Annotated in this window: 24 protein-coding genes; 8 read left to right on the forward strand and 16 right to left on the reverse strand. The window is 68.7% G+C overall.

All coding sequences use genetic code 11. The features are described from left to right. Positions 1-29: 29 nt before the first annotated feature. Together G6N61_RS08105 and dapB are read right to left on the reverse strand one after the other, a co-directional pair. Positions 30-497, reverse strand: coding sequence for a hypothetical protein (locus G6N61_RS08105; protein WP_163918059.1), 468 nt, complete (start codon positions 495-497; stop codon positions 30-32). Positions 498-500: 3 nt separating this feature from the next. Beyond that, complete coding sequence (gene dapB / locus G6N61_RS08110; protein WP_163918060.1) at positions 501-1,235, reverse strand: 4-hydroxy-tetrahydrodipicolinate reductase; 735 nt, start codon at positions 1,233-1,235, stop codon at positions 501-503. An 87-nt stretch (positions 1,236-1,322) separates the two neighbouring features. On the opposite strand from dapB, the gene G6N61_RS08115 reads away from it, so the two are divergent. Together G6N61_RS08115 and G6N61_RS08120 are read left to right on the forward strand one after the other, a co-directional pair. Then, complete coding sequence (locus G6N61_RS08115) at positions 1,323-2,237, forward strand: NAD-dependent epimerase/dehydratase family protein (RefSeq protein WP_163918061.1); 915 nt, start codon at positions 1,323-1,325, stop codon at positions 2,235-2,237. Positions 2,238-2,515: 278 nt separating this feature from the next. Beyond that, positions 2,516-3,889: an HNH endonuclease signature motif containing protein gene (locus G6N61_RS08120; RefSeq protein ID WP_179973587.1), complete on the forward strand. Its 1,374-nt coding sequence runs from the start codon at positions 2,516-2,518 to the stop codon at positions 3,887-3,889. A gap of 3 nt (positions 3,890-3,892) precedes the next feature. Here the strand turns inward: G6N61_RS08120 and G6N61_RS08125 are convergent, their stop codons facing one another. Together G6N61_RS08125 and G6N61_RS08130 are read right to left on the reverse strand one after the other, a co-directional pair. Next, the gene (locus G6N61_RS08125) at positions 3,893-4,810 is read right to left on the reverse strand and encodes a hypothetical protein (RefSeq protein WP_163918063.1); all 918 of its coding nucleotides are present in this window, start codon (positions 4,808-4,810) and stop codon (positions 3,893-3,895) included. A 19-nt stretch (positions 4,811-4,829) separates the two neighbouring features. After that, positions 4,830-5,345 (reverse strand): HTH-type transcriptional regulator AldR, encoded by a 516-nt coding sequence (locus tag G6N61_RS08130; protein ID WP_163918064.1) that lies wholly within the window; start codon positions 5,343-5,345, stop codon positions 4,830-4,832. Between the two features lie 95 nt (positions 5,346-5,440). Here G6N61_RS08130 and ald point away from each other — a divergent pair, with 95 nt between their 5' ends. Next, on the forward strand, positions 5,441-6,556 hold the full coding sequence (gene ald / locus G6N61_RS08135; protein WP_163918065.1) for an alanine dehydrogenase: 1,116 nt from the start codon (positions 5,441-5,443) through the stop codon (positions 6,554-6,556). Between the two features lie 87 nt (positions 6,557-6,643). Further along, positions 6,644-7,198, forward strand: coding sequence for a DUF4334 domain-containing protein (locus G6N61_RS08140; RefSeq protein ID WP_163918066.1), 555 nt, complete (start codon positions 6,644-6,646; stop codon positions 7,196-7,198). Here G6N61_RS08140 and bla read toward each other — a convergent pair. The 6 genes from bla to G6N61_RS08170 form a co-directional block, all read right to left on the reverse strand. Further along, complete coding sequence (bla, locus tag G6N61_RS08145; RefSeq protein ID WP_163918067.1) at positions 7,195-8,091, reverse strand: class A beta-lactamase; 897 nt, start codon at positions 8,089-8,091, stop codon at positions 7,195-7,197. The genes G6N61_RS08140 and bla overlap by 4 nt on opposite strands. After that, entirely contained in the window at positions 8,091-9,392 is a 1,302-nt protein-coding gene (locus G6N61_RS08150; protein WP_163924676.1) for a M16 family metallopeptidase, read from the reverse strand. The genes bla and G6N61_RS08150 overlap by 1 nt, the downstream gene beginning before the upstream one ends. Next, complete coding sequence (locus G6N61_RS08155; RefSeq protein ID WP_163918068.1) at positions 9,370-11,661, reverse strand: polyribonucleotide nucleotidyltransferase; 2,292 nt, start codon at positions 11,659-11,661, stop codon at positions 9,370-9,372. The genes G6N61_RS08150 and G6N61_RS08155 overlap by 23 nt, the downstream gene beginning before the upstream one ends. 273 nt (positions 11,662-11,934) lie before the next feature. Continuing rightward, positions 11,935-12,423 carry an LppU family putative lipoprotein gene (gene lppU, locus G6N61_RS08160; protein ID WP_407666478.1) on the reverse strand — a complete coding sequence of 163 codons (489 nt, stop codon included), beginning with the start codon at positions 12,421-12,423 and terminating at the stop codon, positions 11,935-11,937. 11 nt (positions 12,424-12,434) lie between these two features. Continuing rightward, a complete protein-coding gene (rpsO, locus tag G6N61_RS08165; RefSeq protein WP_163918069.1) occupies positions 12,435-12,704 on the reverse strand; it encodes a 30S ribosomal protein S15 in 270 nt (89 codons plus the stop codon). A gap of 126 nt (positions 12,705-12,830) precedes the next feature. Beyond that, positions 12,831-13,811 (reverse strand): bifunctional riboflavin kinase/FAD synthetase, encoded by a 981-nt coding sequence (locus tag G6N61_RS08170; protein WP_163918070.1) that lies wholly within the window; start codon positions 13,809-13,811, stop codon positions 12,831-12,833. Between the two features lie 80 nt (positions 13,812-13,891). Here G6N61_RS08170 and mntR point away from each other — a divergent pair, with 80 nt between their 5' ends. Continuing rightward, a complete protein-coding gene (mntR, locus tag G6N61_RS08175) occupies positions 13,892-14,593 on the forward strand; it encodes a manganese-binding transcriptional regulator MntR (protein WP_163918071.1) in 702 nt (233 codons plus the stop codon). 170 nt (positions 14,594-14,763) lie between these two features. On the opposite strand, the gene G6N61_RS08180 is transcribed toward mntR, so the two are convergent. Then, positions 14,764-15,420, reverse strand: a complete 657-nt coding sequence (locus G6N61_RS08180; RefSeq protein WP_163918072.1) for a TetR/AcrR family transcriptional regulator — start codon at positions 15,418-15,420, stop codon at positions 14,764-14,766. 88 nt (positions 15,421-15,508) lie between these two features. Here G6N61_RS08180 and G6N61_RS08185 point away from each other — a divergent pair, with 88 nt between their 5' ends. Next, on the forward strand, positions 15,509-15,943 hold the full coding sequence (locus G6N61_RS08185) for a type II toxin-antitoxin system Rv0910 family toxin (protein WP_163918073.1): 435 nt from the start codon (positions 15,509-15,511) through the stop codon (positions 15,941-15,943). Positions 15,944-15,960: 17 nt separating this feature from the next. Here the strand turns inward: G6N61_RS08185 and truB are convergent, their stop codons facing one another. The 3 genes from truB to G6N61_RS08200 all read right to left on the reverse strand — a co-directional run bounded on the left by truB (position 15,961) and on the right by G6N61_RS08200 (position 18,593). After that, complete coding sequence (gene truB, locus G6N61_RS08190) at positions 15,961-16,818, reverse strand: tRNA pseudouridine(55) synthase TruB (protein ID WP_264077213.1); 858 nt, start codon at positions 16,816-16,818, stop codon at positions 15,961-15,963. Between the two features lie 62 nt (positions 16,819-16,880). Next, the gene (gene pptT, locus G6N61_RS08195; protein ID WP_163918074.1) at positions 16,881-17,546 is read right to left on the reverse strand and encodes a 4'-phosphopantetheinyl transferase PptT; all 666 of its coding nucleotides are present in this window, start codon (positions 17,544-17,546) and stop codon (positions 16,881-16,883) included. A gap of 60 nt (positions 17,547-17,606) precedes the next feature. Further along, the gene (locus G6N61_RS08200; RefSeq protein ID WP_163918075.1) at positions 17,607-18,593 is read right to left on the reverse strand and encodes an ACP phosphodiesterase PptH; all 987 of its coding nucleotides are present in this window, start codon (positions 18,591-18,593) and stop codon (positions 17,607-17,609) included. Between the two features lie 140 nt (positions 18,594-18,733). Between G6N61_RS08200 and G6N61_RS08205 the strand changes: the two genes are divergently transcribed. Both G6N61_RS08205 and G6N61_RS08210 read left to right on the forward strand, forming a co-directional pair. Continuing rightward, the gene (locus G6N61_RS08205) at positions 18,734-19,318 is read left to right on the forward strand and encodes a DUF3558 domain-containing protein (RefSeq protein ID WP_163924679.1); all 585 of its coding nucleotides are present in this window, start codon (positions 18,734-18,736) and stop codon (positions 19,316-19,318) included. A gap of 33 nt (positions 19,319-19,351) precedes the next feature. Further along, the gene (locus G6N61_RS08210) at positions 19,352-21,001 is read left to right on the forward strand and encodes a CocE/NonD family hydrolase (protein ID WP_235887458.1); all 1,650 of its coding nucleotides are present in this window, start codon (positions 19,352-19,354) and stop codon (positions 20,999-21,001) included. Here G6N61_RS08210 and G6N61_RS08215 read toward each other — a convergent pair. Both G6N61_RS08215 and G6N61_RS08220 read right to left on the reverse strand, forming a co-directional pair. Next, positions 20,990-21,538 carry a DUF1802 family protein gene (locus G6N61_RS08215; RefSeq protein WP_163918076.1) on the reverse strand — a complete coding sequence of 183 codons (549 nt, stop codon included), beginning with the start codon at positions 21,536-21,538 and terminating at the stop codon, positions 20,990-20,992. The genes G6N61_RS08210 and G6N61_RS08215 overlap by 12 nt on opposite strands. Next, positions 21,539-21,817, reverse strand: coding sequence for a DUF2277 domain-containing protein (locus G6N61_RS08220; protein ID WP_163918077.1), 279 nt, complete (start codon positions 21,815-21,817; stop codon positions 21,539-21,541). Between the last annotated feature and the right edge of the window lie 20 nt (positions 21,818-21,837).

Below are 21,837 nucleotides of genomic sequence, written 5' to 3' on the forward strand. Positions count from 1 at the left end.
CGGCGTGTGATGGACGATCAGCAGCGTCTTCACCCGCGCTGCTCCAACTGGACGGCCTTCTTCATCGTCTCGCGTGCCCGTCCCCGGTCACCGGCGTAGTCGTAAGCCCGCGCCAGCCGGTACCAGCGGCGCCAGTCGTCCGGTTCGGCCTCGACCTCCGCTCTGACCTCCTGGAAGAGGGCGTCGGCGGCCTCGCGCTCGATGCGTCCCGACGGCCTGCGTGGCAGGTCGGTGACGTCGAGTTCGAGACCCTGCTCGCGGGCCTGTCGAGCGAGGCGCTGATGCGCCAGCCCGGCACGCAACGTGGCCACCATTGCCCACAGCCCGACGATGGGCATGAGCAGCACGGCCGCGCCGAGACCGACGGCGGCCAGTTCGCCCGAGGCGATCAGTTCGACGGCGGTGCGCCCCAGCAGCACGAAGTACGTCAGCAGAGCCAGACACATGAGTCCGATCAGGATCTGGATGCGCAGCGCGCGGGCTCCGTCGGAACTCATGGGTTAGAGATCCAGCAGGGGCTCGATGCCCACGGTCAGCCCTGGACGTTCGGCCACGTGCCGGACGGCGAGGAGCACGCCGGGCACGAACGACGTGCGGTCGATGCTGTCGTGCCGGATCGTCAAGGTCTCCCCCTGCGTGCCGAACAGCACCTCCTGGTGCGCGACGAGGCCCGCCAGCCGCACCGAGTGCACGCGCACCCCGTCGACGTCGGCGCCGCGTGCGCCGTCGATCCCCGTACTCGTCGCATCGGGGCTGAGCGGCAACCCCTTTCGGGCTTCGGCGATCAACCGCGCCGTCCGTGCTGCAGTGCCCGACGGGGCGTCGGCCTTATGCGGATGGTGGAGTTCGACGACCTCCACGGATTCGAAGAACCGCGCGGCCTGCTTCGCGAACTGCATCGACAGCACGGCCCCGATCGCGAAGTTCGGCGCGATGAGCACGGCGGCGTCCGGCTTGGCCGACAGCCACTGCCGAACCTGCGCGATGCGCTCGTCGGTGAATCCCGTGGTGCCGACGACGGCGTGAATGCCGTTCTCGATGAGGAACTTCAGGTTGTCCATCACGACGCTGGGATGAGTGAAGTCGACGACGACCTGGGTGTCGGTGTCGGTGAACAGGCTCAGGGCGTCGCCGGCGTCGACGCCCGCCGTGAACGTCAGGTCGTCGGCCGCCTCGACGCCCTCGACGATCGTCGCCCCGACCTTGCCCTTTGCGCCCAGCACTCCCACTCGCATGGGTGGCAGCCTAGTCGGCGGGCCCCGTCGGCCACCGCGACGGCCGAACGCCCGCGGGAGCGCGGTGGCCAGCCCTACCATCAGCCCATGCACGGCTTCAAGATCCTCATCACCGGCCCGACCGGTCAGGTCGCTGCCCCGATCGCCCGCGCGCTTGCGGCCGACAACGAGGTGTGGGGTATCGCCCGGTTCACGGATTCGGCAGCCCGCGCAGCACTCGAACGGGACGGGATACGGTGCGAGAGAGTCAATCTCGCTGCCGGCAACTTCGCCGGGATACCGTCCGACTTCGACTACGTGCTGAACCTTGCGGTGGCCAAGAGCGGACGCTGGAACAAGGACCTCGCCGCCAACGCGGAGTCCGTCGGACTGCTCATGGCGCACTGCCCCGACGCGAAGGCGTTCCTGCACTGCTCGTCGGCCGCGGTGTACGACCCGCCGGACGACGACCCGCGCACCGAGGACACCGCGCTCGGCGACAACCACAAGTCGCTGTTCCCGACGTACTCGATCTCGAAGATCGCCGGCGAGGTGGTCGCGCGGACGATGGCCCGCGCCCTCGGCGTACCGACGATCATCGCCCGGCTCAACGTCCCGTACGGCGACAACGGTGGCTGGCCGTACTTCCAGATGGAGATGATGCTGTCCGGCATGCCGATCCAGGTGCCTCCCGGTGGACCGGCCCGCTACAACCCCATCCACGAGGACGACGTCATCGCGATGCTGCCGAAACTGCTCGACGCGGCGTCGGTGCCGGCGACCACCGTCAACTGGTGCGGCGAGCAGACGGTGAGCATCCAGGAGTGGTGCTCCTACATCGGCTCGCTGATAGGTCGCGAGCCCACCTTCGAGGTCAGCGACGAGGCACTGCGCGGCGGACCCACCGACAGCACCCGGCTGCGCGAGATCGCAGGCAGCAGCACCGTCGACTGGCGCGACGGCATCCGCCGCATGGTGACGCAGTTCCACCCCGAGCTGGTGGGCGCAGCCACCAGGGGCTGAGCTTCTCGCGGGGCTTCACTTCTCCCGGGCTTCACTTCTCCCGCGAGCGTGCGTGTCTGCGGGCGACACGCCGGGCGCGGGCGGGAGTTTGCGCACGCTCGCGGTGGGGTGGGGGTTGGGCGGTGAGGTGTCGGCGAGTGTTGGGTTGTGTCACGCGAAACGGCTTCACGCGTGACACGAGCCAACACTCGATGATTCGCCAAAACTCATGCGTCACAACGGTTTCACCAGCAACGGGCCGACCTTTCTTGTCGGACCCTCGCACTAATGTTCGATGTATGGCACCCAGTCTGGCCGACGCGGCAGCAGCATTGCGCGCTGCGGCGGCCGACCTGATCGACACCGACACCGACACCCACTCGGTCGCGGAGTTGATGGCCGCCATGGACGACGTCGAATCCGTCCGGCGGCTGCTACCCGTGGCCGAACACCGCATCCTCAATCGCCTGGCCTCGGAGACCAATCCGCTGGACTACGGCGCCACCACGATGAGCAAGCTGGTGGCGTTCCGACTGCGGATCAGCAGTGGCGAGGCCAGCCGACGCCTGGCCGAAGCCAAGGACCTCGGGCCGCGCCGCACCCTGATCGGTGAACCACTGCACCCGGTGCTGGCCCTGACCGCGGCCGCTCAGGCCGACGGGGCGATCAACGCCGAACACGTCAAGATCATCCGCGGGTTCTTCGCCACGCTGCCCGACCACGTCGACCTGCAGACCCGCGAGGACGCCGAGGCCGACCTGGTCCGGGTCGCCCGCTCTCATGCGCCGGAAGGACTGCGCAAGGCCGTCGACCTGCTGCTGGCGCTGCTGCATCCCGACGGGAACTTCAGCGACGAGGAACGCGCCCGTCGCCGGGGTGTCACCATCGGCAAGCAGCAGGCCGACGGCATGAGTCCCGTCCGCGGCTACCTCACTCCAGAGGCCCGCGCGACGTTCGAAGCACTCCTTGCGAAACTGGCGGCACCGGGGATGTGCAACCCCGACGACGAGGCACCCACCATCGAGGGCGACCCCGAGGAAGAGACCGTCGAACGCGATACCCGCACTCCGGCGCAGCGCAATCACGACGCCCTGCTGGCGATGGGCCGGATGGTGCTGTGCTCGGGAAAGCTGGGTCAGCTCAACGGCCTGCCCGTCACGGTGATCGTGTCCACCACCCTGCAGGACTTGGAATCCGCAGCGGGTCGTCCCGCGGTCACCGCCGGCGGCAGCCTGTTGCCGATGCCCGATCTGATCCGCATGGCCGCCCACGCCCATCACTACCTCGCGGTGTTCGACGGACACACCGGCCAAGCGCTACACCTGGGTCGGACCCGACGGTGCGCCAACCCCGCCCAACGCATCGTCTTGCATGCCCGTGACCGCGGGTGCACCCGACCGGGGTGCACCGTCGACGGCTACCACTCCCAAGTGCATCACGCGGTCGCGGACTGGAAGCACGACGGCCAGACCAACGTCGACGACCTGTCCTTCGCCTGCGGACCCGACAACCGGATGATCGACACCCCCGGCTGGACAACCCGCAAACGCAGCGACGGCAAGACCGAATGGATCCCACCACCGCAACTGGACACCGGCCAAGCCCGCATCAACGACCTCCACCACCCCGAACGACTCCTCCGCCCACCCGACGAAGACGACGACCCCGTCTAGCGGTCAGTCGCCTTCGAGCATCGCCAGCGCCTGCTCGGCCTCGGCGAGGGCGGTGTCGGCTGCCTCCACGCGCTCCGCGGCTTCTCCGGCCGAGCGCTGCGCTGCCTTGAGTTCCTCGTCGGCGGCGTCCACCTCGCGCTCGGCGGCATGCAGGGACTCGAGCAGCTTCTCGTAGCGGCGGCGCGCGCTCGCCAGCGTGGCCTTGACGTCGTCGACCGCGGCGGCGGCCTTCGCGCTGGCGGCCTCGGCGGCCTTGGCCTCCTTGGCCGCTTTGTCCCTCGTTCGCCGCGCAGCCCGAACCTCAGCGGGGTTCGGCTTGGGCGGTGCGGGTTTCGGTTTCGTGCGCGACGCCGCCGGTGCCGCCTTGGAAGGCGACGACTTCGCAGGCGCCGCCTTCTCAGGCGACGACTTCGGAGCCTTCTGAGCCGCAGCCTCCGGCACACCCGCCGCGAAGCCGCCGAAGTCACCGAACCCGGAGAACTGTTCGGCCTTGGCCAGCCGACCCAGCCTCTCGGCCACCTCCGGGTCCGCAATCGCCGCCTGCAGCGTGTTGGTGACGTCGTCCCGCATGGCAGCCGACGGGTCGGCGAGGTCCGCCGCCTCGAAGGCGCTGCGGACGAGTTCGTGAACCAGCTTGCGCTGCGCGGTCGTGAGTTCCCGGATGCGCTGCCCATCCATCTCGGCATGCGCTGCGCGCAGGCCCTCGCTGAGGTCGGACAACCGCGTCGGTGCACTCGGGTCGGCCCTGACGAGCTGGTTCACCACCCACGCCGCGGCCGTCGGCTTGCGGGCCGCAGCGATCGCCTTGGCGTCGTCGGCATCGCCGCGCTTCTTGGCTGCCGCCGCCAGCTCCTTGCGTCTGGCCGTGAACTCCTCGGGCGCAACGCCATACAGATCGTCGAGGTCGTCGTCGAGGCTCATCGCTGCCCCACCGTGGCACTCACAGCGGTGACGCCCCACGTAGATGCTCGAAGATCAGCGACGTTTGGGTCCCCGCCACGTCCGCGTCGGCGTTCAGGTACTGCACCACGAACGAGCGGAGGTCGTCGGTGTCGCGCGCCGCGACGTGGAGGATGAAGTCGTCGTTGCCGGCCAGGAAGTAGACGTCCATCACCTGTGGCCGTCGACGGATGTTCTGGATGAACTGGTCGATCTTCCCGCGGGCGCTCGACTGCAGGCTCACCGAGATCATCGCCTGCAGCGACAGGCCGATGGCCGCCGGGTCGATGTCGGCGTAGAACCCGCGGATCACGCCCATCTCCTGCAGGCGGCGGACCCGTCCATGGCACGTCGACGCGGCGATGCCCACGAGGTCGGCCAGGGCACTGTTCGACATCCGGGCGTCGGCATGCAGTGCGGTGAGGATCCGACGGTCGACGTCGTCGAGGCCGACGGGCCGAACATTCTTCGGAGCGGCTGGCGCATCAGGCAGCAGATCCGACGATCGTGGCGTCATGTGACCAATTTAGCGAAGATCAGTCATCCCCATTGTGTTGTTTCCGACGTTTCTTCACAATTTACGAAGAACGCATCGCCAATCGAGGAGCAGAAATGCGCGTCGGGATCCCCGCCGAGATCAAGAACAACGAGTACCGCGTCGCCATCACGCCGTCCGGTGTCGCCGAGCTGACCCACCGCGGCCACGACGTCCTGGTCCAGGCAGGCGCGGGCGAAGGCTCGGCGATCTCCGATCAGGACTTCAAGGCGGCCGGCGCCCAGCTGATCGCCACCGCCGACCAGGTGTGGGCCGAGGCCGACCTGCTGCTCAAGGTCAAGGAGCCGATCGAGGCCGAGTACGGCCGGATGCGCAAGGGCCAGACCCTCTTCACGTACCTGCACCTCGCGGCCTCGCGGCCGTGCACCGACGCCCTCCTGGCATCGGGCACCACGTCCATCGCCTACGAGACCGTGCAGACCGCCGACCGCGCGCTGCCGCTGCTGGCACCCATGAGCGAGGTCGCAGGCCGGCTGTCCGCGCAGGTCGGCGCGTACCACCTGATGCGCACCCAGGGTGGCCGCGGCGTGCTGATGGGCGGCGTCCCCGGTGTCGCCCCGGCCAAGGTCGTGGTGATCGGCGGCGGAATGGCCGGCGACAACGCCGCCGCCGTGGCCTGGGGCATGGGCGCGCACGTCACCGTGTTCGACCTGAACGTCAACATTCTGCGGAAGATCGACGCCGAGTACGGCGGAGCCATCGAGACCCGCTACTCGTCGACGCTCGACCTCGAGGACGCCGTCAAGCAGGCCGACCTGGTGATCGGCGCGGTGCTGGTGCCCGGCGCCAAGGCACCCAAGCTGGTCACCAATTCCACTGTCGCGCAGATGAAGTCGGGCGCGGTCCTGGTGGACATCGCGATCGACCAGGGTGGCTGCTTCGAGGACTCCCGCCCCACCACGCACGACGATCCCACGTTCACCGTGCACGACACGGTGTTCTACTGCGTGGCCAACATGCCAGGGGCCGTTCCGCGGACCTCGACCTTCGCGCTCACCAACGCGACGATGCCCTACGTCCTCAAGCTCGCCGACCAGGGCTGGCAGGCCGCGTGCAAGGCCGATCCCGCACTGGCCAAGGGCCTTTCGACGCACGAAGGTGCACTGCTGTCCGAGCAGGTGGCCTCCGACCTCGAGCTGCCCTTCACCGACCCAGCCGACGTGCTGGCCTAGAACCTTCCTCCCCCTCGCCCGGTCGGCGCCTTCGGGCACCGGCCGGGCGATGACCATTCTTGACACCCGTCAAGTATCGTGAACCCCATGATCCTCGCCGACGTGCTGCCCGATGCACCGACCACCACCGTCGACGCCCTTGCGATCTTCGACGCCGCCCCCGCCGTCGAGCCGGATTTCATGATCGGCACCTGGCACGGCGCCGAGATGCCGACCGGCCACCCGCTCGACGGACTCCTGGCTGCCAGCGGATGGTGGGGCAAGCAGTTCGTCGACGGCGAGACCGTGCACCCACTGCTGTTCCCGACCGCCGACGGTGCGGCGCTATGGGCGCTCAACCCGATGCTGGCGTTCGGCGGCATGGGCGTCGCGACCAAGATCCCCGCGCTGAAGAACCGAAACTTCACCGGGGTCATCTCGGCACTCAGGCCGGTGCTCGGCACGTCGTCGCCCAAGGCCCGGCTGCGCACGACGCGCTACCGCGGCGTCGACACCGCAACCATGGTGTACGACCAGTTGCCGATCAACGACGTGTTCCGGCGCCTCGACGACGAGACCGTGATCGGCGCGATGGACCTGCGCGGACTGCGCAACCCGTACTTCTTCGTCCTCCGCCGCGACGACTCGCTGCGGCTGCGTTAACCCGCGGCGGTCAGGTGCGGCACCACCAGTGCCGCCAGTTCGCCGACCATCGGTCGCAGCGTGGGCGCGTCCGGATCGTTGGACTGCGTCCGCGTCATGAACGCCAGCAGCAGCCGTTGTCCATCGGGCCCGTAGGCGATGCCGACGTCGTTGGTGGTGGCGTAGTCGCCGCTGCCCGTCTTGTCGGCGGTGGCCCAGCCCTGCGGTAGACCCGCACGCATGCTCGACGTCTGGTTGGCGCGCATCCAGTCGTCGAGCCGACGGCGTTCCGCCTCCCCGAGGGCATCGCCGACGAGCAGGCTGCGGAAGCCGCCACCGAGTGCGCGTGGGGTGCTGGTGTCACGCGGGTCGCCCGGCACCGCGGAGTTCAGCTCGATCTCCCAGCGATCCAGGCGCGACCGGTCGTCACCGATGCTGCGGGCGAAGTCGGTGATGCGCGACGGGCCGCCGATCACCCGGAGCAGCCAGTTGGCGGCGGCGTTGTCGCTGCGTTGCACCGCGGCGACGCACAGCTCTTCGATGGTGATGTTGCGCCCGACCCGCGTCTCGGTGATCGGCGAGTTCGGCAGGATGTCGGACGCCTCGATGGTGACGGCGTCGGTCAGGTTCAGCTCACCTCGAGCCGCCTTCTGGAGGACGCGGGCCGCGGCGTACGCCTTGAACGTCGAGCACATCGCGAACGCGTCGTCGGCGCGGTGCGCCACCGACCGGCCGTTGTCGAGGTTCTCGGCGTAGACGCCGGCGAACGCACCGTACTGGCGTTCCAGCGCCCCGATGCGGTCCTCGATCGACGGCCCGGGTGGAGCGGGCGCGGGCGCGGCGGGAGCCTTCTGCGAGCACGCCGCCAACACGGCGAGCGCACCCCCGCCGATCAGGAGGCTGCGTCTGCGCATCAGGTCGCCAGCGCCCGCAGCGGCTTGGGCAGCGACCGCTTGCTCCGGTGCGGGCCGAGAACCGCTGCGCCGAACGGACGCTCGAGCAATTGCCGCGCAATGTGATTCACCTGATCGACGCTGACGGCCTCGATCAGGTCGAGGGTCTCGGCGATGGTCCGGTGCCCGGCGTAGTTCAGCTCGCTGCGACCCAGACGGTGCATCCGCGACGCGGAGTCCTCCAGGCCCAGCACCAGCCCACCGCGCAGTGACCCCTTGGCGATCTTGCACTCGGCCTCGGTCAGCCCGTCGCGGGCGACCCCCTCCAGCACGTCCATCGTCACGCGGACCACTTCGTCGAACCGGTCGGGCAGGCACGCGGCGTACACCGACAGCGCGCCGGCGTCGGAGAACGTGTCGACCGTCGAGTACACCGAGTACGCCAGCCCGCGCGTCTCCCGAATCTGTTGGAAGAGACGCGAACTCAGGCCACCGCCCAGTGCGCAGTTGAGCACCGACAGCGCCCACCGGTGTTCCCAGTGCCTGCCCGGCGTCCGCACGCCGAGGAACATGTGCGTCTGTTCGGTATCGCGGTTCACCAGCGCCAAGGTGGGGTCTCCCCCAACCCGGCCGGTCCCCTTGCGGGGCGCGACCGGTTCCTTGCCGTCGACCAGATGGCCGTCGAAGTACTTGCGCGCCAACCTGATCACCTGATCGTGATCGATGTTGCCCGCCACCGCCAGCACCATCCGCTCCGGGGTGTACCGGCGGAGGTGGAACGAGTGCAGCTGTGCGCGCGTCATTCCCTCGATGGAGCCGACGCTGCCGATCACCGGACGACCCAACGGGTGCGTCCCGAACATCGCCGACAGGAAGACGTCGCCGAGGGTGTCCTCGGGGTCGTCGTCGCGCATCGCGATCTCTTCGAGCACCACGTCGCGTTCGACCTCGACGTCGTCGACGGCGCACCGGCCCCGCAACACGACGTCGGCGACGAGGTCGACGGCGAGTTCGAGGTCGGAGTCGATGACGTGCGCGTAGTAGCAGGTCTGCTCACGCGCGGTGAACGCGTTCAGCTCACCGCCGACGGCATCGACGGCCTGGGCGATCTCGACGGCCGACCGGGTCGGCGTCGACTTGAACAGCAGGTGCTCGAGGAAGTGGGCGGCGCCCGCCACGCTCGGCCCCTCGTCTCGGGACCCGACGCCGACCCACAGGCCGACCGACGCCGAGTGCACCGACGGGATGTACTCCGTGACGACGCGCAACCCTCCGGGGAGGGTTGTGCGCCGTACCGAGTCAGCTGTCCGCGGTCGCGGCATCTGCAGGCGCTGCCGCCGCATCAGGAGCCGAACCGTTGCCGGCGGCGTCGGGTGCTGCTGCCTCGGCAGCGGCTTCCTCGGCCACCAGCACCAGCGAGATCTTGCCGCGGTTGTCGATGTCGGCGATCTCCACGCGGAGCTTGTCACCGACCTTCGCCACGTCCTCGACCTTCGCGATGCGCTTGCCACGGCCCAGCTTCGAGATGTGCACCAGTCCATCGCGGCCCGGGAGCAGCGAGACGAACGCACCGAAGTCGGTGGTCTTGACCACGGTTCCGAGGAACCGCTCGCCGACCTTGGGCAGCTGCGGGTTGGCGATGGCGTTGATCTTGTCGATCGCCGCCTGTGCCGCTTCGCCGTTGGAGGCGCCGACGAACACCGTGCCGTCGTCCTCGATGGAGATCGACGCGCCGGTCTCCTCGGTGATCGAGTTGATCATCTTGCCCTTGGGGCCGATGACCTCGCCGATCTTGTCGACCGGCACCTTGATCGTCGTGATCCGCGGTGCGTACGGGCTCATCTCGTCGGGCTCGTCGATGGCCTCGGCCATGACCTCGAGGATGGTGATCCGGGCGTCCTTGGCCTGGGCCAGCGCACCCGCCAGCACCTGCGACGGAATGCCGTCGAGCTTGGTGTCCAGCTGCAGCGCGGTGACGAAGTCCTTGGTGCCTGCGCACTTGAAGTCCATGTCGCCGAAGGCATCCTCGGCGCCGAGGATGTCGGTCAGCGTCACGAAGCGACGCTCGGTGCCGCCGCCCTCGACCTCGACGTCATCGGACACCAGGCCCATCGCGATGCCTGCGACCGGCGCCTTCAGCGGCACGCCGGCGTTCAGCAGCGACAGGGTGGAGGCACAGACCGAGCCCATCGACGTCGAGCCGTTGGAACTCAGCGCCTCCGACACCTGACGGATCGCGTAGGGGAACTCCTCGACGCTCGGCAGCACCGGCATCAGGGCGCGCTCCGCGAGCGCTCCGTGGCCGATCTCGCGACGCTTGGGCGAGCCGACCCGTCCGGTCTCACCGGTCGAGAACGGCGGGAAGTTGTAGTGGTGCATGTAGCGCTTGCTCGTCTCGGGTCCGAGCGAGTCGATCTGCTGCGCCATCTTCACCATGTCCAGCGTGGTGACGCCCATGATCTGGGTCTCGCCGCGCTCGAACAGTGCACTGCCGTGCGCACGCGGGATGACGGCGACCTCTGCGGAGAGGGCGCGGATGTCGGTGATGCCGCGACCGTCGATGCGGAAGTGGTCGGTCAGGATGCGCTGGCGGACGAGCTTCTTGGTCAGCGAGCGGTACGCCGCGCCGATCTCCTTCTCGCGACCCGCGTAGGTCTCGGCGAGGCGCTCGAGCACCTCGACCTTGATCTCGTCGGTGCGCGCGTTGCGCTCTTCCTTGCCCGCGATGGTGAGCGCCTCGGACAGCGCGTCGGTCGCCACTGAGGACACGGCGTAGAACACGTCGTCCTGGTAGTCGGGGAACAGCGGGTAGTCGGCCGTCTCCTTGCCTGCGGCCTCGTAAAGCTCCTGCTGCGCGGTGCACAGCGCGGCGATGAACGGCTTGGCGGCCTCGAGGCCCTCGGCCACGACGGCCTCGGTCGGGGCGCCCGCGCCACCGGCGACGAGTTCGATGACCCGGTCGGTGGCCTCGGCCTCGACCATCATGATGGCAACGTCGTCTTCGGTCTTGCGACCCGCGACGACCATGTCGAACACGGCACCCTCGAGCTGCTCGACGGTGGGGAAAGCGACCCACTGGCCGTCGATGAGCGCCACGCGCACGCCGCCGACGGGGCCGGAGAACGGCAGACCCGAGATCTGCGTCGACGCCGATGCGGCGTTGATCGCCAGCACGTCGTACAGGTCCTTGGGCTCCAGGCTCAGCACGGTGACGACGACCTGGATCTCGTTGCGCAGACCCGACACGAACGTCGGCCGCAGCGGCCGGTCGATCAGGCGGCAGGTGAGGATCGCGTCGGTGGAGGGACGGCCCTCGCGACGGAAGAACGAGCCGGGGATGCGTCCCGCGGCGTACATGCGCTCTTCCACGTCGATCGTCAGCGGGAAGAAGTCGAAGTGGTCCTTCGGGGTCTTGCTGGCCGTGGTGGCCGACAAGAGCATGGTCTCGTCGTCCAGGTAGGCGACGACCGCGCCTGCGGCCTGCTTGGCCAACCGGCCGGTCTCGAAGCGGATGGTGCGGGAGCCGAAGCTTCCGTTGTCGATGACGGCGGTGGCTTCGAAGACGCCGTCTTCAATCTCTACTGCAGACATACGTGTCTGACCTCTTTAATTCTCGTGTTCGTCTGTTTCGCGACGTCACTCGCGGGCACCCGGCAAATCCTGACGGCCGTCGATCGAAGCGGCCGGATCGAGATCCGGCAGCCACTACCGAAGACCGCCCATTCGAGTTCGGGCGCGGGCGGTGACGCACTGGGACTCATCGCGCGGTTCTGCGCGAATCGCACCGATCGTTCGAGCCGACACGGCTCAAAACATCTTTCATGCTACATGGCGGCATGGAGCCGACCCCGCGGCGGCGAGGGGTCAGGCCACGTCCTCGACGCACACCGTGAACTGGCGTTCGTCGTACGGGTAACCCACCCCGGTGCTGCACTGATCGACGTTGGCCACGCCGTCCAGGATCTGCGTCGCGCGCTGACGATGCGGTGCGGACTCGTCGTTGCAGTCGACGCGGAACGGATCGGTGGCGTTCTCGGGGTCGATGCTCATGCAACCGCCGACCACCCAGTCGATGTCCATGCAGATCGTGTTGCCGGTTCCGCTGAACGACGACTTCGTCGAGTAGTAGGAATCGACGTCGGTGGGGCATCCGTCGGTGTTCTCGACGGTCTCGACCACCTTGAAGTTGGACGCGGTGCTCCCGCAGTCGACCTTGCTGGCCTCCGGGCGGTCGGGCGGTCCCCCGACCTTGAGGCAGTCGCCCACCTGCATGTCCGCTGCGGCCGCCGATGAACAGCCGGTGGTACCGGCGACCAGCAGGCCCGCAGCGACTGCGAGGAGGTGAGCGCGGATGCGCACGTGCGTCAGCGGCGCAGGCCCAGGCGCTCGATCAGCGAGCGGTAGCGGGCGACGTCGACCTGGGCCACGTACTTCAGCAGCCGGCGGCGACGGCCGACGAGCAGCAGCAGACCGCGACGCGAGTGGTGGTCGTGCTTGTGCATCTTGAGGTGCTCGGTGAGGTCGGAGATCCGCTTGGTGAGCAGGGCGACCTGAGCCTCCGGCGAACCGGTGTCGGTCTCGTGCAGGCCGTACTGGCCGAGGATTTCCTTCTTCTGCTCAGCAGTCAAGGACATGGTGACTCCATCTGTTTCAGTCCGCGAGGAACTACGTGAGCGCGGCCGCCGCGAACTGCAGCACGCGCTGGGTCGCCGGGAAGTCTAGCTCAGCGCAGGCGCAGGCGACGAATCGCTGCTCAGCGGTCAGAAGGTCTCGCGCAGGATCGAGCGGGCGCGTTCGGTGTCGCCCTCCATCGCGGTGATGAGTTCGGCCACCGAGTCGAACTTCTCCTGGCCGCGCACCCGTGCGACGAAGTCGACGGCCACGTGCTGGCCGTAGAGGTCGGCTTCGGTGTCGAGGACGAAGGCCTCCACCGTGCGCGTGCGGCCCGAGAACGTCGGGTTGGTCCCCACCGACACCGCGGCCTGATAGCGCTCGCCGGGGATCACCGTCCCCACCCCGGGGCCGTGCCCCAGCAGCGTGAACCACGCTGCGTACACGCCGTCGGCGGGGATCGCCGAGTACATCGGTGGGGCCACGTTCGCGGTCGGGAAGCCCAGGACCCGGCCGCGCCCGTCGCCGCGCACTACCACGCCCTCGACCCGGTGCGGCCGGCCCAGCGCCTCGGTCGCGGCACTCATGTCGCCCGCGTCGACACACGACCGGATGTAGGTCGAGGAGAACGTGACCGTCTCGTTGCGCTCCCTGGCCTCGGAGACGAGGTCCATGCTCTCCACCGCGAAGCCGAACCGTTCGCCCGCCTTGCGCAGCATGGCGACGTTGCCCGCAGCCTTCTTGCCGAACGTGAAGTTCTCCCCCACGACGACCTCGACGACGTGCAGCCGTTCGACGAGCAGTTCGTGGATGTAGCGCTCGGGCGTGAGCTTCATGAAGTCGGTGGTGAAGGGCATGACGAGGAAGACGTCGATGCCGAGTTCCTCGACGAGTTCGGCGCGCCGCGTCAGCGTCGTCAGCTGCGCGGGGTGGCTACCCGGGAACACGACCTCCATGGGGTGCGGGTCGAACGTCATCAGGACCGTGGGGATGCCACGGGAGCGTCCGGCCTTGACCGCGTGATTGATCAACTCGGCGTGTCCGCGGTGCACACCATCGAACACGCCGATGGTGACGACGCATCTTCCCCAGTCCGTGGGGATCTCGTCCTGCCCCCGCCAGCGCTGCACACCGTCAGCCTACGGCGCGGACGCTCCGGCGGGGTCGCTGGATCCCCAGTTGAGGCGATGATTGCCTAAACTTCTCCGGTGTGAGCCCCGAAGGTAACCCCCGCGACCTGTCGTCGGTGGCTCAGGACTACCTGAAAGTCATCTGGACGGCGCAGGAGTGGTCGCACGAGAAGGTCAGCACCAAGATGCTGGCCGAACGCATCGGGGTGTCGGCCAGCACCGCGTCGGAGTCCATCCGCAAGCTGGCCGATCAGGGTCTCGTCGACCACGAGAAGTACGGGGCCGTGACGCTCACCGATGCGGGTCGCAACGCGGCGCTGGCCATGGTGCGCAGGCACCGGCTTATGGAGACCTTCCTGGTCAACGAACTCGGCTACGGCTGGGACGAGGTGCACGACGAGGCCGAGGTGCTCGAGCACGCCGTGTCCGACCGCATGCTCGATCGCATCGACGCCAAGCTCGGCTACCCGACCCGCGATCCGCACGGCGACCCCATCCCGGCCGCCGACGGCAGGGTGCCGACGCCGCCGGCTCGGCAGCTCTCGGTGTGCATCGACGGCGACGCGGGCACCGTCGCGCGCATCTCGGACGCCGATCCGGAGATGCTGCGCTACTTCGACAGCGTCGGCATCAGCTTGGACTCCCGGCTCAAGGTCGTAGCCAGGCGGGACTTCGCGGGCATGATCTCGGTTGCGATCGAGTCGCCGACCGGCTCGGATGTCCCCTCGACCACCGTCGACCTCGGCAACCCAGCCGCCGAGGCGATCTGGGTGGTCGGCTGAGCGACGCGGCAGCGCGACCGGCCTGGATCCACCCCGGCCCGAGGTGCACGCTTGCCGACCCCTCGCCGCTAAACGCTTTCGGCAAGCGTGCACTCGGCTGTACCGCTGCGTAGAAACATACATTCAGACTGGTATCCAAGCAACGGATAGGCAAATAATTTGCGGATCCGTCAGGCAGACGCCATGCCCTCCTGCGCCAAGGCCTTCCGCAAATCTTCGTTCAGCTTCGAACAGGCCCGGTTCCAGCGCCGACGCGCGCGACCGGGGTCGTCGTCGACGAACCCCGCGACGAGGATTCCACGCAGGGCATCCATCGCCGTGTAGAGGACGTAGCGAAGTTCCTTGTCGTCCGAACGATCGGGCAGCAGCGAGTCGATCGCGGCGAACATCGCGCCGTTGACGACCGGTTCGACGCGCTGGACGTGCCCGGCGAGCACCGGATCGGTGCGGCCGGCTATCCAAAGTTCAAGCGTCGCAACGAAGAACGGGCCCTGATGGGCCTCCCACAGAAACTCGAGGACCGTGGCCGCGGGATCGGGACTCTCGTGGAGACGACTCAATTCGCGGACCACCGCACGGGCGCGTTGCTCGGCCAGATGCTCGATGGCGGCGATCACGAGGTCTTCCTTGGCCCGGAAGTGGTGGATCTGCGCACCGCGGGTGACGCCGGCCAGCTCGGCGACGCGATGGGTGGTGGTGCCTGCGTAGCCGTAGGTCACCAGGCACTCGACGGTGGCGTCCAGTAGGCGCTGCCGCATCGCGGCGCTGCGCTGCGCCTGCGTCCGTCGTGCCACGGGAGTGTCGGCCCGGTCGCGTGTGCTGACCATGACTCACCTCCCCCGATGCGGGTGCTCACCCGCAAGGTTACCGCCCAAGCGGCAGGTAAGTGGGTGCCCGCCGATTACCATCCTGCGAATGGCGAAAGTCGAGCTGTCCCGGAAGTTGGCGCTGTCCCCCGAGGATGCCTGGAACCACGCGTCCGATCTGTCCGGGATGGGTGACTGGCTCAGCATGCACCAGGGGTGGCGCTCCGATCTCCCCGAGGAACTCGAGGTCGGCACCAAGGTGGTCGGCGTCGCCGGCGCCAAGGGCTTCCGCAACCGCGTCACCTGGACCATCCAGAAGGTCGACCCGCCGCGACTGCTCGAGATCACCGGCGACGGGGTCGGCGGCACCAAGTACAAGCTGGCGTTGCAGGTCTCGCCGGCCAAGGAGGGGTGTTCGTTCAGCGTGAAGATCGACCTCGGCGGTGCGCCGCTGTTCGGTCCCGTGGGCATGGCCGCCTCGCGCGCCGTGAAGGGCGACATCGAACGGTCGATCAAGAAGTTCGAAGAGCTCTACGCGTCCTGACTGATCGGCCTCGCGACCTACAGCGTCGCGGGCCGGACGACGACCACCGACTTCGTGCGGGCGCCCTCGTCGGTCAGTAGGGCGACGACGTCGCCGTCGGGTGCGGTCGCGGCGTAGATCCCCTCGATCCCCGCTGCCGCTAGAGCCCGACCGTGCCGCGCGGACTCCGCTTCCTCGGCGAGGAGTTCGCGGCGTGGGAACGACCGAAGGCACGCCTCGTCCAGCGTCATGCTCAACCGTGGCGCGTCGGCCAGCTCGTCGAGTGTCCGCGCGCGGTCGAGGCCGAATCCGCCGACCCGGGTCCTGCGCAACGCGGTCAGGTGACCCCCGACGCGCAGCGCTTCGCCGACGTCGCGGGCCAGCGCCCGGATGTAGGTACCCGACGAGCAGTCGACCTCGAAGTCGACGTCGACCACCTCGCCGTCGCGCCGCACGGCCAGCACGTCGAAGCGGTCGATCCGGACCCGTCGCGCGGCCAGCTCCACCGATCGCCCCTCACGCGCCAGCTTGTAGGCGCGTTCACCGCCCACCTTGATCGCGCTGACCGCCGACGGCACCTGATCGATCTCGCCGCGCAGCGGGGCCACCGCAGCGTGGATGGCTTCGTCGGTCAGGTGACCGGCCGGAATCGTCTGCAGCAGTTCGCCTTCGGCATCCTCGGTCGACGTCGACTGCCCGAGCCGGATGGTGGCCGCGTACGACTTGTCCGTGGCCGTGAGCAACCCGAGGATCTTCGTCGCCCGCTCGATGCCCACCACCAGCACGCCGGTGGCCATCGGATCCAGCGTCCCGGCGTGACCCACCTTGCGCGTGCCGAACAGCCGCCTGCACCGGCCGACGACGTCGTGACTGGTCATGCCAGCCGACTTGTCCACGACCACGATGCCAGGGGCAGGTGCCGCCTCCCCGGTCGCTACGCTCCTGCCCGCCGGTGCGCTCACAGGACGATTGCCGTCAACGCCAGCCCGTCGCGCACCGACCACCGACCGCGCAGCACCTCCAGCGGTGGCCCGTGCTCCGCGGCGGGATCGATCAGGACCCGCGACACGAACGTTCCCGCGGTACCGGAGCCGTCGACCTCGAACGAGATGCGCGCGTCCTCGAACCCCAGCCAGCGGTGCGTCAGCGGGAACCACGTCTTGTACGTGGCCTCCTTCGCGCAGAACAGGATTCGATCCCAGTGCAGGTCGCCGGGCAGCGCCCCCAGCCGAGCACGCTCCTCGGGCAGGCTGATCGCGTCGAGCACCCCCTTGGGCAACACGTCGTGCGGCTCGGCGTCGATGCCGACCGACCGGACGTCGGACGACCACCCGACGACGGCACCTCGGAAGCCCTCGCAGTGCGTCAGACTGCCCACCACGCCCTCCGGCCAGCAGGGTTCGCCCTTGTCCCCCTTGAGGATCGGGACCGGACCGACGCCCAGTTCACCGAGTGCCTGCCGTGCGCAGTACCGCACGGTCACGAATTCGTTGCGCCGCTTGGCGACCGACCGCGCGATCAGCGGCTCCTCCTCGGGCAGCGGAGCGATGTCGTCGGGATCGGCGTACAGCTCGGCGGCGACGACGCGCGGGGTCAGCACACCGGACAGCAGGGTTGCGCTCATCGGTGCTGTCTCCTCTTCGCGCAAGCGCTCATCGGTGCTGTCTCCTCTTCGCGCAAGCGCTCATCGGTCCCGCCGCTCTCGAATCCTCTGCTCCATCTTCTGCGCATTCGCCCGCATCTCCGGGGTGATCTCGAAGTGGCCGCCAAAGTCGTTGAGGTACCCGGGCGGGTACTTCGGATCGGGCAGGATCTGCCGCAGCCAGCGATAGGGCTTGCGGCGCCGCCACTCTCGCGGGTAGCCCACCGAGACCTCTTCGAAGCGCACACCGTCATACCAGGTCGTGCGCGGGATGTGCAGGTGGCCGTACACCGAGCAGATGGCGTTGTAGCGGGTGTGCCAGTCCGCGGTCGCGGTCGTCCCGCACCACATCGCGAACTCCGGGTAGAACATGGCGTCGCAGGGTTCGCGGACCATCGGGAAGTGGTTGACCAGAATGGTGGGCGTCATCCAGTCCAGGTCCTCGAGCTTCTTGCGCGAGGTCGCCACCCGGTCGCGGCACCACGCGTCGCGGGTGGCGTAGGGCTCGGCCGACAGCAGGAACTCGTCGGTGCCGACGACGTTGCGTTCCCGGGCCACGGCCAGTCCCTCTGCCTTGGTCGCCGTGCCCTCTGGCAGGAACGAGTAGTCGTAGAGCAGGAACAGCGGCACGATCGTCGCCGGGCCGCCCCCCTCGGTCCACACGGGGAACGGGTGTTCGGGGGTGACGATGCCCATCTGGTCGCACATGTCGACGAGGTAGTCGTAGCGCGCCTTCCCGAAGATCTGCATCGGGTCCTTCTGGGTGGTCCACAACTCGTGGTTGCCGGGCACCCAGATCACCTTGGCGAACCGCTTCCGCAGCAGATCCAGCGACCAGCGGATGTCGTCGGTGCGCTCCGCGACGTCCCCGGCCACGATCAGCCAGTCGTCCGGCGACGCCGGGTACAGCGACTCGGTCACCGGCTTGTTGCCCGTGTGCCCGATGTGCAGGTCGCTCACCGCCCACAGCGTCGGACGTCGGTGCGAGTCCGGCGACGGACCTCGGTGTTCTCCAGTTGGCGCAGACACAACCGACCAGCGTACTTGCGCGGCCGCACCGCGCTCACCTGGCAACTAGAACATGTTCTGATTTTCGGGCCTCGCCGGGCTCGCGGACTTGTAGACTCCCCGCAATGGCCGACGACCGCGAGGGACGCACACCAATGCGAATGAGCGCCAAACTGCGCCTGCTGTCGGCGGCGTGCGCGCTGTTCGCGGCGGTGATCGTCGTCTGCCAGGCCAACCCGCTGGCCGGGTCGGACCTCGGTCGCGTCGACCTGCGGTCCACGTCGGCCCCGATGACCGGGGTGTCCTCGTCCATCAAGTGGCCGGTGATCGAGACCGTCGACCCCAAGCCGTTCGACCCGTGCGCCGAGATCCCGATCGACGTCATCGAGCGCCTGGGACTTGGATTCACCCCGCCCATCCCCGAGGACGGGCTGCGCTGCCACTACGACGCGGGCAACTACCAGATGGCCGTCGAGGCGTTCGTCTGGCGAACCTATGAGGCGACGCTGCCCGCCGACGCCGTCGAACTGGACATCCAGGGCCACCGCGCGGCGCAGTTCTGGATCATGAAGCCGACCGACTGGAACAACCGGAACTGGATCACCTGCATGATCGCGTTCAAGACCAGCTACGGCGTCCTGCAGCAGTCCATCTTCTACGCACCGGTCTACTCCGCCGACGACGTCGACTGCCTGCAGACCAACATCCAGCGGGCCAACGAACTGGCGCCGTACTACAAGTTCTAGAGGCACGGCACGACTCATGCGTAGCCTGCAGTCGTGCCTTCCCGAACCACTGCCTCCCGATTCGCCTCGAAGAGCCTCGCCCGTCTGCTGACCGTTCCTCCGCCGACGTCCGACGTCACCGTGGAGCGCGGACTGCGGGTCCCGATGCGCGACGGCGTCGAACTGGTCGCCGACCACTTCGTGCCGGACACGCCCTCGCCGGCGGGCACGATCCTGGTCCGCGCGCCGTACGGTCGCCGGTTCCCGTTCTCCGCGCTGTACGGCTCCGTCTACGCCGCGCGCGGCTACCACGTGGTGTTCCAGAGCGTCCGCGGCACGTTCGGCTCCGGTGGTGACTTCATGCCGATGGTGCACGAGGTGGAAGACGGCGCAGACACCGTCGCGTGGCTCCGCGACCAGCCGTGGTTCACCGGCTCGTTCGCGACGATGGGTCTGTCGTATCTCGGGTTCACGCAGTGGGCGCTGATGATGGATCCACCGCCGGAGTTGAAGGCAGCGATCGTGTGCGTCGGACCGCACGACTTCAGCACCGCCACCTGGGGCACCGGCGCCTTCACCGTCAACGACTTCCTCGGCTGGAGCGACATGGTGTCGCACCAGGAGGAACCCGGCCGCGCGAAGATGCTGCTGCGTCAAGCACGGTCGAACGCCGTGATCCGCCGCGCGGCCGACGAAGCGCCGCTGGGAGCGTCGGGCCGCACCCTGTTGGCGACCGGCGCCCCGTGGTGGGAGTCGTGGATCGCCGAACCCGAGCGCGATCCCGTCTTTTGGGACCGCGTCCGGGTGGGCGCCGCACTCGACCGCGTCGAGGTGCCCGTGCTGCTGATCGGCGGATGGCAAGACCTGTTCCTCGAGCAGACCCTCCAGCAGTACGCGCATCTGCGCGACCGCGGCGTGCCGACGGCGTTGACGGTCGGTTCCTGGACGCACTCCCAGGTGATGACCAAGGGCGCGCCCACGGTGCTGCGGGAGTCGTTGCAGTGGCTCGACGAACACCTCGCCGGGCGCACGGTGCCCCCGCGCGCCCGGGTCCGGGTCGACGTGCACCGCAGCGGCTGGCGGGAGCTGCCGGACTGGCCGCCCGCGACGGCCGAGCACACGCTGTACCTGCAGCCCGCGCACCGCCTGTCCGACGTGCCTGCCGGCGCCGACGCTCCCGCGACCCGATTCACGTTCGACCCGGCCGATCCCACGCCGACCGTGGGCGGTCGCCTGCTCTCACCACAGGGTGGATACCGGGACGACAGCAGCCTGGCGCTGCGCGGCGACGTCGCGGACTTCACCGGCGAGCCGCTACCCGAGGATCTCTACGTGCTCGGCACGCCGGTCGTCGAACTCGAGCACGGGTCGGACAATCCGCACTGCGACGTGTTCGTCCGGCTCAGCGAAGTCGATCGAAACGGCGTGTCGCACAACGTGAGCGACGGGTTCCGCAGGCTCGCGCCGGGCACGACCGACTCCCCGAAGATCGTGCGGCTCGAACTCGACGCCATCGCGCACCGCTTCTCCGCGGGGTCACGGGTGCGGGTGCTCGTCGCAGGCGGGTCGCACCCCCGCTTCGTGCGCAACCTCGGCACCGGCGAGCCGGTCGACACCGGCACCCGCATGCAACCCGCAACCCACGAAATCCACCACGGCAAATCGAAAGTCGTTCTGCCCGTGGGCAATTCCTCAACCGACTGACGCACGCACCCTGTCGGCGACGGCCATCAGCGTGGCCTCGTCGTGCACCGGGTCGCCCATGGACGGGTCGACGTCGAGGTCCACCCAGCTCTTGCACCCGGCGTAGTCGGGCGTCCTGCGCACCGAGACGGGCGTGACGAGCGGGCGGACCGAGACCACCAGCACGGTGAGCCGGTGCTTGGGCCGGAAGTCCACCCGGTCGGCGTGGACCGACTCGTCGGTCCAGATGTGGGTGTCGGCGATGGACTCGAGGGCCTCGGGCCGGTTGACCGCGACGGAGGCCACCACGGAGGCACCGGCCCGCAGCACCAGCGTCGACTCGGTGCTGTCGGATGCCGACGCGTCGAGCAGGTCGCGGTGTTCGGGCCGGACGCGCTCGGCGTGACCGTGCGCGATGGTCGGGAAGAAGACGAATTCCGAAGCGGTGAGGTCGAACCGCTTCTCGCCGATGCCGCCCTTGCGCAGCAGCACGGTCTGGCGGCCGTCGAGCATCGCGTGCACGGCCGCACTCCACTCCTTGAGCGCAGGCGTCGCCACTCAGCCGCCGGCCGCGCGGGCCTCGATGCGTGCGCGCACCTCGGGCCTGCGCAGCGGAGGAATCGTCTTGGGTGGCTGCCGACGCGCGGGGAGTTCCGCCAGCAGCCGCATCGTGGTCGCGGTGACCTCGGCGACGGCGGTCTCGAATGCGGTCTCGTTGGCCGCCGTCGGACGCGTGATGCCGCTGACCTTTCGAACGTACTGCCTGGCGGCGGCCTCGACCTCTTCGTCAGTGGCCGCGGGCTCCAGCCCGCGCAACTCGGTGATGTTCCGGCACATGTTCCAACCATAGGTCGATA

The sequence above is a fragment of the Mycolicibacterium arabiense genome (genome assembly GCF_010731815.2).
Lineage (GTDB): Bacteria > Actinomycetota > Actinomycetes > Mycobacteriales > Mycobacteriaceae > Mycobacterium > Mycobacterium arabiense.

Bases quoted from the DNA above. Each gene is read 5' to 3' on its own strand.
- G6N61_RS08220 (WP_163918077.1), bottom strand. From the start codon at position 21,817: ATGTGCCGGAACATCACCGAGTTGCGCGGGCTGGAGCCCGCGGCCACT.
- G6N61_RS08125 (WP_163918063.1), bottom strand. From the start codon at position 4,810: ATGAGCCTCGACGACGACCTCGACGATCTGTATGGCGTTGCGCCCGAG.
- G6N61_RS08115 (WP_163918061.1), top strand. From the start codon at position 1,323: ATGCACGGCTTCAAGATCCTCATCACCGGCCCGACCGGTCAGGTCGCT.
- bla (WP_163918067.1), bottom strand. From the start codon at position 8,091: ATGCGCAGACGCAGCCTCCTGATCGGCGGGGGTGCGCTCGCCGTGTTG.
- dapB (WP_163918060.1), bottom strand. From the start codon at position 1,235: ATGCGAGTGGGAGTGCTGGGCGCAAAGGGCAAGGTCGGGGCGACGATC.
- G6N61_RS08150 (WP_163924676.1), bottom strand. From the start codon at position 9,392: ATGCCGCGACCGCGGACAGCTGACTCGGTACGGCGCACAACCCTCCCC.
- G6N61_RS08130 (WP_163918064.1), bottom strand. From the start codon at position 5,345: ATGACGCCACGATCGTCGGATCTGCTGCCTGATGCGCCAGCCGCTCCG.
- G6N61_RS08155 (WP_163918068.1), bottom strand. From the start codon at position 11,661: ATGTCTGCAGTAGAGATTGAAGACGGCGTCTTCGAAGCCACCGCCGTC.
- G6N61_RS08185 (WP_163918073.1), top strand. From the start codon at position 15,509: ATGGCGAAAGTCGAGCTGTCCCGGAAGTTGGCGCTGTCCCCCGAGGAT.
- ald (WP_163918065.1), top strand. From the start codon at position 5,441: ATGCGCGTCGGGATCCCCGCCGAGATCAAGAACAACGAGTACCGCGTC.
- rpsO (WP_163918069.1), bottom strand. From the start codon at position 12,704: ATGTCCTTGACTGCTGAGCAGAAGAAGGAAATCCTCGGCCAGTACGGC.
- G6N61_RS08205 (WP_163924679.1), top strand. From the start codon at position 18,734: ATGAGCGCCAAACTGCGCCTGCTGTCGGCGGCGTGCGCGCTGTTCGCG.
- pptT (WP_163918074.1), bottom strand. From the start codon at position 17,546: ATGAGCGCAACCCTGCTGTCCGGTGTGCTGACCCCGCGCGTCGTCGCC.
- G6N61_RS08105 (WP_163918059.1), bottom strand. From the start codon at position 497: ATGAGTTCCGACGGAGCCCGCGCGCTGCGCATCCAGATCCTGATCGGA.
- G6N61_RS08120 (WP_179973587.1), top strand. From the start codon at position 2,516: ATGGCACCCAGTCTGGCCGACGCGGCAGCAGCATTGCGCGCTGCGGCG.
- G6N61_RS08180 (WP_163918072.1), bottom strand. From the start codon at position 15,420: ATGGTCAGCACACGCGACCGGGCCGACACTCCCGTGGCACGACGGACG.
- G6N61_RS08140 (WP_163918066.1), top strand. From the start codon at position 6,644: ATGATCCTCGCCGACGTGCTGCCCGATGCACCGACCACCACCGTCGAC.